This window comes from Pseudomonas sp. LF-5 (genome assembly GCF_037626295.1).
GTDB classification, from domain to species: domain Bacteria; phylum Pseudomonadota; class Gammaproteobacteria; order Pseudomonadales; family Pseudomonadaceae; genus Aquipseudomonas; species Aquipseudomonas monsensis.
Window position 1 is genome coordinate 1284767 of the sequence record NZ_JARKMT010000001.1, and the last position, 14250, is coordinate 1299016.

Consider the following 14250-nt stretch of genomic DNA (forward strand, 5'->3'; position numbering starts at 1 on the left):
TGCTTCTTTGACTGGATCGTCATCCTGCACATCAAAGTCATTACTTCTTTTGCGGATAAAACAGACCAAATCTTGTATAAACCTGATCCATTCTCACTCATTCTCTGTCAGTCCAGACTGAGTTTAACCTGAGTACCGTCTGGTAAATTTTTAATCTTATCGGCTATATCCGCTCTGAGCCGCATGCCTTCTACAGCATCGGCAACATATAAATTATCCAAGGAAAAATCACCGCCCATTACAAAAGGCACCTTGGGCAGCAAACGCATCCCTGCACGAACTGGACCATTGCGCTTTTGCCACTGATGAGCCAACGGATAGCCTGTCAATACTTCATAGTCGTGCAGAACTACTTCAGCCCAGCTTTCAACATCCGCAGCCAAGTACTCTAAAGAGCCAGTTTCCGGATCAAAAATGTAGATATTGCCATCCTTGATACAGAACTGCCCACCAAAGATATCTTCAGCAAAAAAGACAATGTTATCGGCTAGGCCTTTGTAGCTACTGCGCCACAGGTCAGCGTGATTCCAATCAGATATGCCCATTTCACTTTGACTGGAATCGCTTGGAAAAACATGCAGCGCGCCTTCAAAAGCATAGAAGCCATTGCGCTGACGCAGTACATCAAAAAGTTGTTCCGTCGAAGTCCCTGCCATGTTGCGTATTGGCCCAGACAGTTCTGGTTCACACTCACTCAAGGATGAACTTGCAATCGATAACAACTTATCCAAATTATTCATAATCTAATCTATCACCTCTATTCTAACCTTCGTCCCGTTAGGCGACTCTCTGCATTGAGCGCCAATACAAGCGCCTGCCCCACGGTTATCACCAGCGGTGATATGCCTTACCGAGGCTCCCTGCCCCCCTTCCTGGAACATGGCGGGCGGATATTCATCACGGTCGAGGCCCGGTTTTGTTTCAATTCCGCGCAAAGAATCACGCCTGCGCGTTGCCGCATTATCTCGATCTATGGTCAACGTGTCAGGCTTTCCTGCGCCGATGGCATCTTCAATATGTTGCGCCGACTCTGGGTAGCGATCTTTGCTGATCGTGACGACTTTTTCAGTACCGCCTGCGCCGCCAGCGGCCCCTTTTACATCAACAACCTTTTCATCTGCTACATGTATAGCCGTCGTGCCTTTTCCGATAGCCCGCCCCGGAAAAATTCCGGCGCCCATCTCGAAAACCACAGCGCCCAATTTTGCAAAGAAACCACCCTCCTGTGCTTTCACAACGGAAGCCATTGATCCAGCAGAATGTAAATTCCCCCATTGAACAGAGCCTACCCAATAGGCCTCTGCTCCCTTGCCTTCACTTCTCAGTTTCTTTATGAGCTCTGAAAATTTTTCATCATCGTCGGCCAAATCGCGTGAGATCTGACGGCAAGTATCAGCTGTTCCTTTACAAAACTCGTCACGCTCCAACTCTCGTTGCTTGTCGAGCGCTTCGTATTTGTCCCTAACCGCCAGCTTTTCCTCCTCAGTGGGTAAAACGGGGACAGACCACGTTTTCAGAGCGTTTTCTAAACGTGGTCTGTCCCCATTTATCTACTGAGAATTTTTTACGAATATACTCAGTTAACCCAACCAAGTCTTCAAAGGCAATAGAGCCAAACTCAGGTTCATACTTGGCAAGATAGCTTGCAGAAGACTGCCCTAAAGATTTGGCTTTAGCCTCTACTTCCTTAATATATGCAGACTCAATTACCCAATTCATGCCAGAGGACGCATAACGCTCACAACCTATCAGCACCCAAGGAATCAAGCCATTATATGAAGCAATCACCTAATTCAACATAGAGATAATATATTCATTTTCTTTTTAAAATCGAAAAGCTATATATGGAGGAAATCTCGAACGATCCTCTCTTTCAAAATGATCACCCATCCAGACCTCTGGATTACGTTGTCCATACTTTCTCCACTCAAGTGCATTCAAGTCATGAAAAATATTAAGCAACTCACCTTCCGAGTCTAAAATTCTAGTCACGCCCATTACTTCAACCCCTTCAACTTATCAGAGATGGGGGTAACGGGGACAGACCACGTTTTTGGAGTACTTTCTTAACGTGGTCTGTCCCCATTTACACGTTTTCAGCACGAAAAGGGAGCACGAACAGGGGACAGACCACGTTTTCAGAGTGCTATCTACATTTATCCCTATGACACAGGCTCAATTTATCGGATACCTGCTAAATCAATAGAACCAACGCATTGACTAATAGCGAACCCACTTCCCCGTAGGTATCAGTTTCGGACTATTGGGATCAATCGAACAAAGCCATTCTGGCTGATGTCCTAACGAACCGACCAAGACTCCTAAAGATTCAGGATAATTTTGCGATGCGGAGTGGTGTACCGCACCAATATAACTACCTATTCCATACGGACTTTGTAGTTGGAATCGCAATGAACCGTCAGCATTATAGATAGCTGCATTATTAGGACACTCAAAAAACCAAGGAGCAATGGAGCAGCTGAGTTTTGTTGGTTTCTCTTCAAAAATCACCAGTACGCCAGTCCTATCTGAAAGAATATGGGGAATCTCGTCCACTGGGATGCTAATTTCGACGTCATCATCCAGAATCAATAAGCGCTTAAAGCCTTTAAGCGCAAGATTTTTCGTATTCGCCATACTTTTTTTAATTTCATCAAAACTGGTTCGCGTTCCATCCCAGCGGACAAATTGCTCAAAGCCCGCCCCACCCTCGAACTCCCAGATCGTTCTAACCTCTTTAATTAGTTGTTTCATTGCAACGCCCTCACTGACCCCATAACAACTTGGTATAACTCAGGATTAGTTCGAGGTGACTTATCCATAAAATTCACCTGATGCCCGCCACCAGGCAATCGAACACCATTGGTCGCATCCCACATATCGCCGACTGTTCCCTCACGAATTCCTGGTCCTGGCTTAACAGTAAATGTAAATTGATACAATGGGCCTTCTTTGAACTCCTCGGACACCGCGAGTTTATTTCTAACGTCTGCTACAGAATTTATGGGCGTATCCGTGGCCCATCCGCCTAGAGAGGCGGCCGGATTCCTGCCAAACGCCTCACTTTCTAGCATTTCCGCATACTGATCTTCATTTATAGTCATCGTCATAGTGCGCGGCTGATCCACTACCTTATCTCTCACGATCGTCCCTTCCTTCCAAGCCGGACGCTGTGTTCCCCAGGGGTAAAAAGGGGACAGACCACCTTTTCGGAATGTTTTCTAAACGTGGTCTGTCCCCATTTATCCCGCTCTTTTTGAGCTCAATTGGGCAGCTGTTAAGTAAACACCGTTCAGATCCGACTTTTTTATAAAACTAATAGCGAATCCATTTCCCTGTAGGTATCAATTCCGGGCTATTAGGATCAACCAAATAGAGCCATTCCGGATCATGCCCTAATGTACCTACCAAAACACCTAACGCATTTGGGTTCGCTGGTGTATCCGCGTAGTGCACTATTCCAATATAGCTTCCTATACCGTAGGAACTTTGCAATTGAAAACGCAAAGAGCCATCAGCATTGTAAATCGCCGCATTATTAGGACAGTCAAAAAACCAAGGAAATCCAGGCGTACTAAATTTTGAAGGTTTCTCATTAAAAACCACCAAAACCCCTCTTCTGTCTTCAAGGATATAGGGCGTCTCACCGATTTGAAGGCGTATTTCAACGCCATTTTCAAGAACCAGATATTGTTCTAAACGTACGACTGGGTGCTCTTGCGCATATAGCATATTTTTTTTTGTGTCTTCGAAGCTGGTAGAGGTTCCGTTCCAGCTGACAAACGACTCGAAGAGCGCTCCATCATCGCACTCCCACCTCGTTCTAATTTCGCTGATCAACTGATTCACTGCAATGTCCTCACCGACTTCATATTAACTTCATAAAACTCTGGATTAGTTCGGGGCGCTTTATCCATGAAATTCACTTGATGGCCGCCACCAGGCAAGCGACTGTTATTTTTCGGAAAAAATGGGGAAAAAATGAAAGAAAAAGGGACAGACCACGTTTTCAGAGCGCTTTCTAAACGTGGTCTGTCCCCATTTATCCCTGTTGATAATGCGTAATAGTGTCCGACCCAAAATTTCGTCTGCCAGCCCAGCACGGGCGATTGCAGAACTCGCCGACACGTCAGCTGCACCAGTTGCCTTTGCACGGTCGCTTTTTAGCAATATTTCAGATCTTTATTGCTCCATGTATAACGGGATTGAATCCGCTTGGCCAAACAGTTTCGCTGTCATACTTAGCGCCAGACAAATCAGACTCTTCTATATGCTCGACTACGAAATAAGCACCGCATAGATTAGCTCCTTTAAAACATGCACCTCGCACACCTACGCTCTTTAGATTAGACATTGCAAGATTTGCACCAGCAAAAATTGCACCAACAGCATTAGCGCCCGAAAGGTCTACACCTTCCATTTCTGCACAAGTCAATGCAGCATTCATTAATGCTGCATTGCTCATTTTGGAGCCATTCAGGATAGCAAAGTCAAAAATAGCGTTTCTTAGATTTGCGTTGGCAAAGTTCGCATTACTGACATCCAATCCTTGAAATATAGCACGATGCAAGTTAGCCGCACTAAAATCCAGACCGACAAAACTATCGCAAGCGTACTGCAAAGTTTCACCGCTTTCAAAATACAAAGTTATCATTTATTACCCCAGTCAGTCGGATCAACTTTGACATCAAATATAGATTTAGTAACGCCAACTTTGTTGGGTGGTAGAACCCAAGGTACCACGTCAGGCTGTAGCCCCAGTATTTTGGCAGCAATATATCGATGATTCCCATCAACAATTACATTACCATCCATTTTGATTGCCGGAGCTTTATCTCCAGCAAGAATTCGATCAACGTATCTCTGAATGGCAGGTAGCGATACAAAATTTTGTGCACTAATAGTCGAATCGCCCTGCAAAGCTTTTTGGATAATTTCAGGAGTAACGTCCGGTCCCTTGGAAACCAGCGGCGCTGAAACTGTAGCTTTTGGACCAACTAACTCATGCTGTAGTACTGATAAATGTCCGCATCGGGCCAAAATTCGTCATATGCAGTCAATACGCTTCGCAGAGCCTCACTACGAGGATCTTGTGAAGGGTTCATCTTTGAAATCACAAATTCTTTAATTTCGGGCCATTGAAGCTCTCGCATGCAAAATGCCACAGCCTCGAATGGTGAATTATTAGACATTAATATCATTTTAAATCCACCTACAAAATCATCTTTATATTCTGGATTATTTTTCACGAACTCTAAAATATTCAACAAAGACATTTCATAGGAAATCTCTAACTCTTCACCAAAAGCAGCCATAGCCACATCGCAAAGCATGTCAAATTGCTTAATTACTTCACTCATTTCGGCACCCACGCACCTGTTCTCGGATTGCTCGGGTTTGGAACCCAGACTTTTTCTATGTATTTACCTGCCACATCAAACCCTTTTTGAGAGAATGCATTTTCTGCTGCGGCCTGAGCAGCGTGACCAGAAGGCTCATAGTGTCCAGAGGTATTGTCAATATATTTAACTTTCCCGCTCAAAACCTTCACCTCTCCCGCCGCAATAACGGGTTTGCCATTTGCAAGGTCAATATGGCCACCACCCACATCGTTAAATTTTCGCCCGATTACTAACTGGCCATCCTCAAGAACAACATAGTTATATTTTCCTGCACCTTGGGCCAATTTTGTATCTGAGATAAGAGTTGGAACACCTGTTGGGTGATCCGGGAATTGATTTGGAAAACTAGGCGTCGCTTGAACTTTTACAGAACCTGCTGTCACTTTTGCACCAACAGACGGAATTTTTACGCCAAGAATTCCACCTGCAATAACTGGACTGATACCCGGATCGATCGGAATCGTAACATCACCCATCGCTTCCTGCTCTTGGAGTGGAATATGCTCCCCGAGCGTGTGCCTCAACTCTTCATCCACTTCCTGTACGGAGTTGTGACCCTGCATTTCGTCTATATGTGAGTGACCCTGCGCGTTGTATATCGTTGCGTTTTTCGCAATTTCTGAACCTAACGAGAGATCCCCACCCACAGCCGCAGCGCCAACCAACCCGGTAAGTTGAGAAAGGGATTTTTGAAGCTCTTGGTTGCCATCAGCCATGAAAATTAGCGCATTCATCGCCGCTTCGTTAAGCCCTGCCGCCGCCGCCCCGGTCGCAAAATCTTCCCCCATCGCCTGAGAAATCAAACCGCCCATCAGAGCATGTGCAACAACCTTCTCAATGCTCCCATTCGGGAACTTGATTGTTTTGTCACCAACCCAGTTGAATCCGGTCGCCATGGCGACATTGCCCGCTTCTCCCAGCAACGCAGATCCGAAGTTATCAGCAAAGCTACCGCCGCCGATGGTCGTGGAGATGCCACTGGAAATGGCAGCACGTCCTGTAGTGCGGATCGCGACGTCGGTAAAATTGCTGCTGGTTAAGATGCTCGCCGTTTTGCTGTTTCCAGCCGCAAACCAGTTGGCATCCGCGTAATCGAGCATGCCCGCCGTGAATCCGGCGATGGCTGCACCCTTCAGGCTGTCGGCACTGAATGTTTCTTTGAAGGCAGCACCCAGATTGCCTTTGTTACTGATGGTGCTGGTTACAGCCGTCGTCGCCAGACTGGTAGCAACGACACCGGTGAAGCCTCCGCTGACCAGAGCCAACCCACCCGGTCCCATTACGAACGACATCATGATCGCGATAGCGATTTGTGCCGCCGGACCAACCCCCGAATTCTCATACTTGAACGACTCGTGAATCTCCTTCACGCGCCGCCAATCCACATCGCCCCGCGCCTCGGCGTCCTTCAACCACGCCAGTTGCGGATCGGCCTTGACCATCGTGTCGATCGTCTGGCTCACGGACTCCTGATTGACATCCTTGATATCGATCTTCAGCCCATCGACCGCTTTGATGATGATGTTGCCCTTGGCAATCATCTGCGTCTGACGCAGGGTTTCGTCGGTGTTGCCGCGACCCTTCGCCGAGACCCACGCGGCGTTGTTGTTGGTTTTGGTGTGGCTCTCATCATGCAGATCCTTCACCCCTTCGAAGGTGATGGAACCACCGCTGTCGAGGACGATGTCTTTCCCGCTGTCGAGCTTGGCGACCTGGTAGCGCTGGTCGCCCTTGCTGACCAGTGAGAGGTTGCCGCCGGTCTTGATTTCGCTGCCGACGTAGGTGGTGTCGGTGACTTCGTCGCGTTGCAGTTTCAGGTTGCCAAAACCACCCTTCTCTTTCATGTCATAGAGGGAATAGTCCTTGTTCTGCGCGGCCAGCAGGTTCAGATCATTGCCGGCGTAGACGTAGGCTTCATTGCCTGCGCTGATCTTGCTCGCAACCAGTGTGGTGTCGCGGCCGGAACTGGTTTTTACGTCGCCTCCAGCGATGAATTCAGCGGTTTTCTGAACGGTGTGGTTGTCTTCTTCGTGGACGCGTTTCTTGCCGTCTTTGCTGTGGGTTTCGACATTGTTTTCGTCGCCGGCCGAGGACATGTAAATGTCGCGCTTGGCGTCGGCGTTGAGGTTGCCTTTGGCTTCGGCGGTGCTGGCGACGACGTTGATGTCACGGCCGGCGTCGAGCTTCAAGTTGCCACCGCTTTTCACCGTCGACGCAAGGTTTTCCACGGTGGTGGTGATGACGGAGCGATGGCCGCCATTGAACACTTCGTGCAGTTCGTTTTCGTTGCGCGTCGCCAGCAGGTTGATGTCGCGGGTGGCGCTCAGGCTGGCGTCGCCGCCGCTGCTGATTGAGGACGAATTGACCAGATCGTTGCCGGACTTAATGGTCAGGCTGTCGCGCGCAGTGATGTTGCCGCCCTCATCGACGAGGGTGCGCATGCCGTTGCCGTCGCGCACGGCAATGGCGGTGCGATCGTTGACGATGTCGCCCTTGAGGCTGGTCAGTTCGACCTGGTTGCCACGGATTTCGCCGGCCAGTGCGTTGCGAATGCTGTCGGTGGCCATCAGCTTGATGCGCTCATTGGCTTCGACCAGACCGCCCTGATAGAGGCTGCCCTTGACGTCGACGGAGACGTCTTTGCTGGCGCTCAAGGTTCCGACGTTGACCAGATCATTGCCGGCGAGCAGTTCCAGATCACGGCCCTGAATCAGGCTGCCGCCGCGCACGTTGCGCGATTCGGCCTGGGCCAGATACAGCACCGGCACCAGCACTTTCTGGCCGTCGACGATGCGCTCTTCCATCCAGACGATGTCGTGGGTCAGTGCAGCGACCTGTTCAGAAGTCAGGCTGACGCCGACCGACAGGTTCAGTTCGTTCTTGCTGGCGAGCGCGTTATCCATCAGGTAACGGAACTGCTCGTAGTCATTCTCCAGGCCGCCAGCAAGGAAACGCTGACCGGTCTGGGCCATGACGGCGTCGCTGATCAGGCGCGATTCATAGCGGCCATCGCCGAGGCGGCGCGCGGTTTCATCGGCGCTGAAATTGAGTTTGCCGAGCAGGTAGTCGGAACTCATGAACGCCGTGGTCTGGGTCAGCTCCGGGTTGGTCTCGATCAGGTAACGGCTCTGTGGATTGCTGCTCTGCACGAACATGCCGTATGGGCCTTTCGGCAGACGGAACGTCGAAGACGCCGTCGGATCAACCGCCGCAAACGGCACACCTTTGAAGTCGACCGGAACAAAGCTGATCTGCTTCACGCCGTCGGCATCGACATGCTCGATGCGAGTCACGGCGGTCGGTGCCTGGACATTGGCATCGGTGCTGCGCTTGCCCAGATTGATGTTGATGCCACCGACCGCATCGGTCTGGTCGCTGGACAACGAGCCGGTCAGTTGGCCATAAGTGTTCTCGTACAACGTGCCGTTCTGAATGCTGTTGGTCACATCCAGCTTGACCTTGCCCCCGGCCTGGAGCACCGCCGCGTAAACGTTGTTGCCGTTGTCATTCCATGTGGTGACGTCGCTGGTTTGAGCAAAGCGCGAATCGCTGGAGCGGCTGACCAGTTCTTCGAAACGAGCTTCATCGAAATTGCCCGCCGCAGTCGCCGCGTTGAAGGCCGGGATATCGATGAACTCCATCTGATCCCACAGGCTGTTGTCGATGTGCCCCGGCGTGCCGATCTGCACCACGCGATGGCCCGAACGCGACACCGCGCCTTTGTTCAGCAGGCTGTCGGCCGTAATGCTCAGATCACCATTTGCTGCCAGCAGGCTGTAACGGTTTTCCACCTGATTGGCGTGAATGGTGAAGTTCTTGCCGGCGACGAAACGCGCCGCACGGGAGTCTTTGAGGACCCGGTCGTCGAAGTCGGTGGTGATGGTGATGTAGCCGCGTTTCCAGCCGTCACCGCCGCCGCAATGCTGACCGCAGACCCAGCTGAGGCTGCCGGACGACTGCCCTGAGGTCATCTCGAATTCCGCTTTGGCGTTTTCCACCGAGACCGAGTTGATGTCGATATCACCCTCGCCTTCGACGGTGCCCGACAGGTTGCTGAAGACTGCAGCACGACCACCACCGACCGCATCGAATGTCAGGTTGCCGCGGCTGTAGATGTCGCCATAGAAGTTGTTCAGGCTGTTGCCGTGCAGCTTCATGGTGCCGCCGCTGAACAGCAGCGTATCGGCGCCGTTGTAAATGCCGTTGGAAGCGGTGAATTCGAGGTTGCCTTGGGCACCGAGGGTGCCTTTGTTATTGATCTGCGCCGCCGTCACCGTGAGGTTCTGGTTGGCGATCAAGCGGCCGAGGTTATCCAGCGTGCCGCGCAGGGTCATGACGGTATCGCCACCGCTGACCAGTCGACCGTCCTGTTGAATCACGTCGTTGGCGTTGATCGTGAGTTTCTGCTGCGCCGAGACTTTACCGCTGTTGAGCAGATTGCCGCCCAGGTTCAGGGTCAGGTCACCGTCGCTCGCCAATTGCCCGGCGTTGTTCAGGTTGGCGACATTCAGATTCAGTGTCGAAGCACTGGCGATCCGGTCGCCGGCGTTGAGCGTCAGGTCCTGCGCGCTGGTGTAAGTCAGCCCGCCGTTGAGCTGCCAAGTGCCGACGCCATTGACCGCGCCGACATCCCACACGCCCTTGCCCAGACCGGTGAGGCTGCCTTGGGTGCCGGTCAGTTGGCTCAGATCCAGATCGAACAGACCCTGCGCCGCGTGGCGCACGTTGCCGCTGAGGTTATTCAGTTGCGCGCCGGACAGCACCAAGTCCTGGCTGCCGATTTCGATCACGCCGCTCTGATTGTTCAGGTTCCCGGTCAGTTTGATCTGACTTGCGGCGCCACCTAGCGCACGGATCTGGCCGCCAGCGCTGTTATCCAAGCCGCCGGCAGTGAGTTTGAGGCTGGTGGTCGATTCGATCAGGCCGCCCTGATTGAGAATCTGCCCGACCGCTTCGAGGCCCAGTTGATTGCCACTGATCTCGCCGCCGGTGTTGTCCAGGCTGGTGCCGGTGATGATCAGCTGATCCTTGCCGAACAGTTTGCCGGCGCGGTTGGTCAGACGGGTTACGGTCAGCGTCAGGTCATCGATCAGGCTGGAAATCAGCCCGGCCTTACCGTTGACTGCGCTGTTGTCGAGGTCGGCGCTGGTGATATTCAGCGAGTCGGCTTGCAGGGTGCCGCCCTGGTTCTGCAGACTGCCGGTACCCAGCGCCAGTTCGGCGTGGCTGCCGTTGGCGAGGATGATGCCCTGCTGATTGAGCAGGGTCTTGCCGGTGATTTTCAGGCCGTCGCTGCCAGCGATGATTTGTCCGACCGCGCTGTTATTGATCGCCGCGCTGGTGATGTCCAGACGCTTGCCTTGCAGGGTGCCGCCACGGTTGTCCAGCGAAGTGAGCTGATCGAGCAGCAGACGCTGATCACCGGCATCGACCACACCGGTCAGGTTGCTGAACACACCGGCAATGTTGAGGACAACATCACCGCCGTTGCCGACGATGCCGCCCTTTTCATTGTTGCTAAGTTGCGTGGCGTTGATGTCGATGGTTTTGCCGAGCAGGACACCGGCGCGGTTATCGACGACATCGCTTTCGATGTGCAGGTCGGCCTCGCTCTGGATCCGGCCCTTGTGGTTGAGCAGTTGCGATTGGCCCGGCGCGGTTTGCGTGAGGAGCAATCGCGCGCCATCGGCACCCGCCGCCAAAAGGCCGCTGTCACTGTTATCGAGGCTGGCGGCGTGCAGCTCCAGACCGTCGGCGATCATGCGCCCGCCACGGTTGTCGATGTGGCCGTCTTTCGCCACCATCAACAGTTGTTTTGCGGTAACGATACCGCCACGGTTATCGACCGAGCCGGCCTGAATGTCGATGTCAGCCTGACTGGATTGCAAGCGACCCAAGGCGCTGTTCAGGTGTTGCTGGACGACTAGCGTAAGCTGGCCGGTTTCGGCGCTGATCGTGCCGTCATTGTTGCCAGTGAGATTGCGCAGGTTGGCATCGACCACGCCACCGAGCAGTTTGCCGCTGGCGTTTTGCAGATCCTGCGCGGTCAGGTTGAGGCGGTCGGTGCCTTGAATCAGACCCTGGCTGTTGTCCAGGTCTGCGCTGGTGATCAAAGTGTCAGCGGAGGAAATCGTGCCTTGGGCGTTGTCGAGCGCGCCAACGCTGGTCACCTCAAGGGTCTTGCCGGTCAGGCTGGCGTTGCGGTTGTTGATGCTCTGCGCGGCGACCGTCAGGCGTTCCGACGCCTGCACTTTGCCGTCGTGGTTATCCAGATCCTGCGTCAGCGTCAGTTCGGCTGTACCGTTTTCGGCACTGATGACACCTTTGTCGCTGTTATCGAGGCGCGCCGCGGTGACCTTGACCTGGTCAGCCGCCAGCGTACCGCCCTGATTGAGCAATTCGCCGCCAGACACTGCCAGTGTGGTTTTCGCCTGAAGCTTGCCTTTGCCGTTGTCCAGACGCTCACGGGCGACCACTTTGGCGTCGCTCTGGCTGGCGCCGATCAGGCCGCTGCTGTTGTCGAGTTGGCGGGCATCGATGTCCAGGCGCCCGGCAATGATTTTGCCGTCGGTGTTTTTCACATCTCGGGCATTGAGCTTGAGACTGCCACCAGCGATTTCAATACGCCCGTGACGGTTGTCCAGGCTGTCGACCACCAAGGTCGCCGCTTGCCCATCGGCAAAACGGATCAGGCCGTTGAGGTTGACGATGGCCGGAGCGCTCAAGGCCAGGCGGGTCTCACCGTAAATGCGTGCATTGACTCCTTGGTTGACCAGACGCGCAGCGTTGAGGATGACGGTTTTTGCCTGGACGATGCCGTTCTGGTTGTCCAACACAGTCGCTGCCGTGGCATTCAGGGTGCGGCTGGCCAAGACACTGCCAGTGTTGCTCACGGCGGCGCTGTTGATGGCCAGATCACCGGTGGCATTGCGACTGTTGTCGGCATTCACCCCGGCTTCGATCACGCCATTGTTGGTCAGCTTGCCGCCGCTGCTCAGGCTGACGCTGTCGCGGGCGGCCAGGCTTTGGCGGTTGATCAGTTGCTCGGCGGTTTGCACGTTCAGTTGCGTGCCGGCGTACACCGGCCCTTGAGCATCGAGGCTTTTCGCTTTGATGGCGACGGCGTTGCTCGCCGTGACCTTGGCCATGCTCAACTGGCCACTGGCGTCGATCTGGATATCACCGGCACTGGCCGCGAGATCGCCCGCCAGTTTCACGCCGACGCCCTGCTCGGTGCCTACCAGTTTGATCGCACCGGCATACATGCCGCCGAGCGCCGAGGAGTCGATGGCCAGTTGTGGTTTGGCGCTGCCGTCGTCGGCGCGCGCGGTGGCAGCGAGAGTGTCAGCGTTGACGTCGTTGCGGCCGGTGGTGATGTTGAGGTTCTTGGCGTGGATCTGCGCGTTGATCTGCGCACTGCGGGTGATGATTTCGAAGCTGTCGACGCTGTTCGCATCGAGGCCGACACCATCGATGGAGATGCTGCCCTGATCCACCTGAAAATGATCCAGCCGACCGTTGTCGAGCACCGGTTTACCGGTGGTCAGCGTCACGCGCGGGGTGTTGATGAAACCGCACCCGTTGCAACTGATGCCGTAAGGGTTGGCGACGATGACCCGCGCCGACTGCCCCGCCACTTCGGTGTAACCGCGCAACTGGCTCGGGCTGCCGCCGTTGACTTCGTTGAGGATGGCTTGCGCCGCCGCTCCACGCAGATTCTGGTTGCCGAGAATGATCCCGCCCAGTTGCGTCAGTTGCGTGCGCGCGGTGGCGTTGTTGAGGATGACGCCCTGCGCGCCGACGTTGTAATCGTGAAACTGATTGTGCGACAGCCCGCTGGCGTTGGGCGCGGCGATGTTGACGATCGGCACGCCATTGCCCGCGCGATCCAGGCTGGTGCCCGGCGCATTGACCACGATGCCATCCGCCTGCGCCCACATCGGTTGCCAGAACATGACGTTCGCCAGCAGGAACGCGAGTCCGCGTTTAGGCATGCCCAGGAAACGTTCGTGGTTTTTTTCGGCAGCAGAAGGCTGACTGGCCAGAAGAGCCAGTTGAAGGACGTCCATATCAGAATCTCGGGGCGGGCAACGGTCGGGGGAGGAAATCCACGCAAAAACCGACCGGCAAGGCAGACGATGTCAGCGGATGCGATCGTTAAGGAAATTAGCGAATGTCACGTCGACGGCAGGCGGGCTAGGCGCGACGAAGAAGCGATATCAATATAGTGGCACTATTGTAGAGAGGCATAATTCTGGCGTCAAACAATGGATGAGGCTTGTTTTTCGCGATGCCTGATCCGAATGGGCTGCCTGCCGAACGTTGCGTTCGGCTCAATAAATTCTGGAAAAATGGGGGCAGGCCACATTTTTAAACGTGGTCTGTCACCATTTTTTTCCTTGTGGCGACTGGGCCTCGAGTATTGGCGTAGATGCACAGAGTTTGGAGGCAGCGGAGACCGGGAAACATTGGAGAAAGCTCTGCGTGATGAGGTGCATCATCAGGCGCAGAGCCTGGAGTAGATTTGTGGGGATCCCTCAGGGACAAACCACCTATTCGCTTTGTCTTTAGAAGAGAAAAAAAACAAGCACATATAAAAACATCGCTACTCCCGCCAACACCGCGCGGTGCATTGGATTATCTTCGGGAGCCATTCCTCCCGGTCCAATAGTGACCCAACCATCGCGTAAGTAATTGTAGACCGCTTGACCAAACCATATCTGCCCCAAGACCATCGCAAAGAAACGCTCCCGGTCCCCATTGAACCGTAAAAAGCCAGCAACCAATGCAACCACCAATAATGTCAGGCCAATTGCGTGTTTGTAGCGTTTTAGTTCACTCAACATTC

Annotated in this window: 10 protein-coding genes; all 10 read right to left on the reverse strand. The window is 53.4% G+C overall.

What is annotated here, in order from left to right; translation table 11 throughout:
* Window positions 1-107: 107 nt before the first annotated feature.
* On the reverse strand, window positions 108-740 hold the full coding sequence (locus PseuLF5_RS05780; protein WP_340133145.1) for an SMI1/KNR4 family protein: 633 nt from the start codon (window positions 738-740) through the stop codon (window positions 108-110).
* 3 nt (window positions 741-743) lie between these two features.
* The gene (locus PseuLF5_RS05785; RefSeq protein ID WP_340133146.1) at window positions 744-1427 is read right to left on the reverse strand and encodes a NucA/NucB deoxyribonuclease domain-containing protein; all 684 of its coding nucleotides are present in this window, start codon (window positions 1425-1427) and stop codon (window positions 744-746) included.
* Window positions 1428-1482: 55 nt separating this feature from the next.
* Window positions 1483-1788: a hypothetical protein gene (locus PseuLF5_RS05790; RefSeq protein ID WP_340133147.1), complete on the reverse strand. Its 306-nt coding sequence runs from the start codon at window positions 1786-1788 to the stop codon at window positions 1483-1485.
* Window positions 1789-2220: 432 nt separating this feature from the next.
* The gene (locus PseuLF5_RS05795; RefSeq protein ID WP_340133148.1) at window positions 2221-2754 is read right to left on the reverse strand and encodes a hypothetical protein; all 534 of its coding nucleotides are present in this window, start codon (window positions 2752-2754) and stop codon (window positions 2221-2223) included.
* Complete coding sequence (locus PseuLF5_RS05800) at window positions 2751-3143, reverse strand: hypothetical protein (RefSeq protein ID WP_340133149.1); 393 nt, start codon at window positions 3141-3143, stop codon at window positions 2751-2753. Before PseuLF5_RS05800 ends, PseuLF5_RS05795 begins: the two co-directional genes overlap by 4 nt.
* A gap of 172 nt (window positions 3144-3315) precedes the next feature.
* Entirely contained in the window at window positions 3316-3849 is a 534-nt protein-coding gene (locus PseuLF5_RS05805) for a hypothetical protein (protein ID WP_340133150.1), read from the reverse strand.
* 325 nt (window positions 3850-4174) lie between these two features.
* A complete protein-coding gene (locus PseuLF5_RS05810) occupies window positions 4175-4654 on the reverse strand; it encodes a pentapeptide repeat-containing protein (protein WP_340133151.1) in 480 nt (159 codons plus the stop codon).
* A gap of 343 nt (window positions 4655-4997) precedes the next feature.
* Window positions 4998-5360: a hypothetical protein gene (locus PseuLF5_RS05815; protein ID WP_259194385.1), complete on the reverse strand. Its 363-nt coding sequence runs from the start codon at window positions 5358-5360 to the stop codon at window positions 4998-5000.
* Window positions 5357-13471, reverse strand: coding sequence for a two-partner secretion domain-containing protein (locus PseuLF5_RS05820; RefSeq protein ID WP_340133152.1), 8115 nt, complete (start codon window positions 13469-13471; stop codon window positions 5357-5359). The genes PseuLF5_RS05815 and PseuLF5_RS05820 overlap by 4 nt, the downstream gene beginning before the upstream one ends.
* Window positions 13472-13969: 498 nt before the next feature.
* Window positions 13970-14248 carry a hypothetical protein gene (locus PseuLF5_RS05825; protein WP_222833117.1) on the reverse strand — a complete coding sequence of 93 codons (279 nt, stop codon included), beginning with the start codon at window positions 14246-14248 and terminating at the stop codon, window positions 13970-13972.
* Window positions 14249-14250: the final 2 nt, after the last annotated feature.

Coding starts and splice junctions, on each gene's coding strand:
- PseuLF5_RS05815 (WP_259194385.1), bottom strand. CDS start 5,360: ATGAGTGAAGTAATTAAGCAATTTGACATGCTTTGCGATGTGGCTATG.
- PseuLF5_RS05825 (WP_222833117.1), bottom strand. CDS start 14,248: ATGTTGAGTGAACTAAAACGCTACAAACACGCAATTGGCCTGACATTA.
- PseuLF5_RS05810 (WP_340133151.1), bottom strand. CDS start 4,654: ATGATAACTTTGTATTTTGAAAGCGGTGAAACTTTGCAGTACGCTTGC.
- PseuLF5_RS05820 (WP_340133152.1), bottom strand. CDS start 13,471: ATGGACGTCCTTCAACTGGCTCTTCTGGCCAGTCAGCCTTCTGCTGCC.
- PseuLF5_RS05780 (WP_340133145.1), bottom strand. CDS start 740: ATGAATAATTTGGATAAGTTGTTATCGATTGCAAGTTCATCCTTGAGT.
- PseuLF5_RS05795 (WP_340133148.1), bottom strand. CDS start 2,754: ATGAAACAACTAATTAAAGAGGTTAGAACGATCTGGGAGTTCGAGGGT.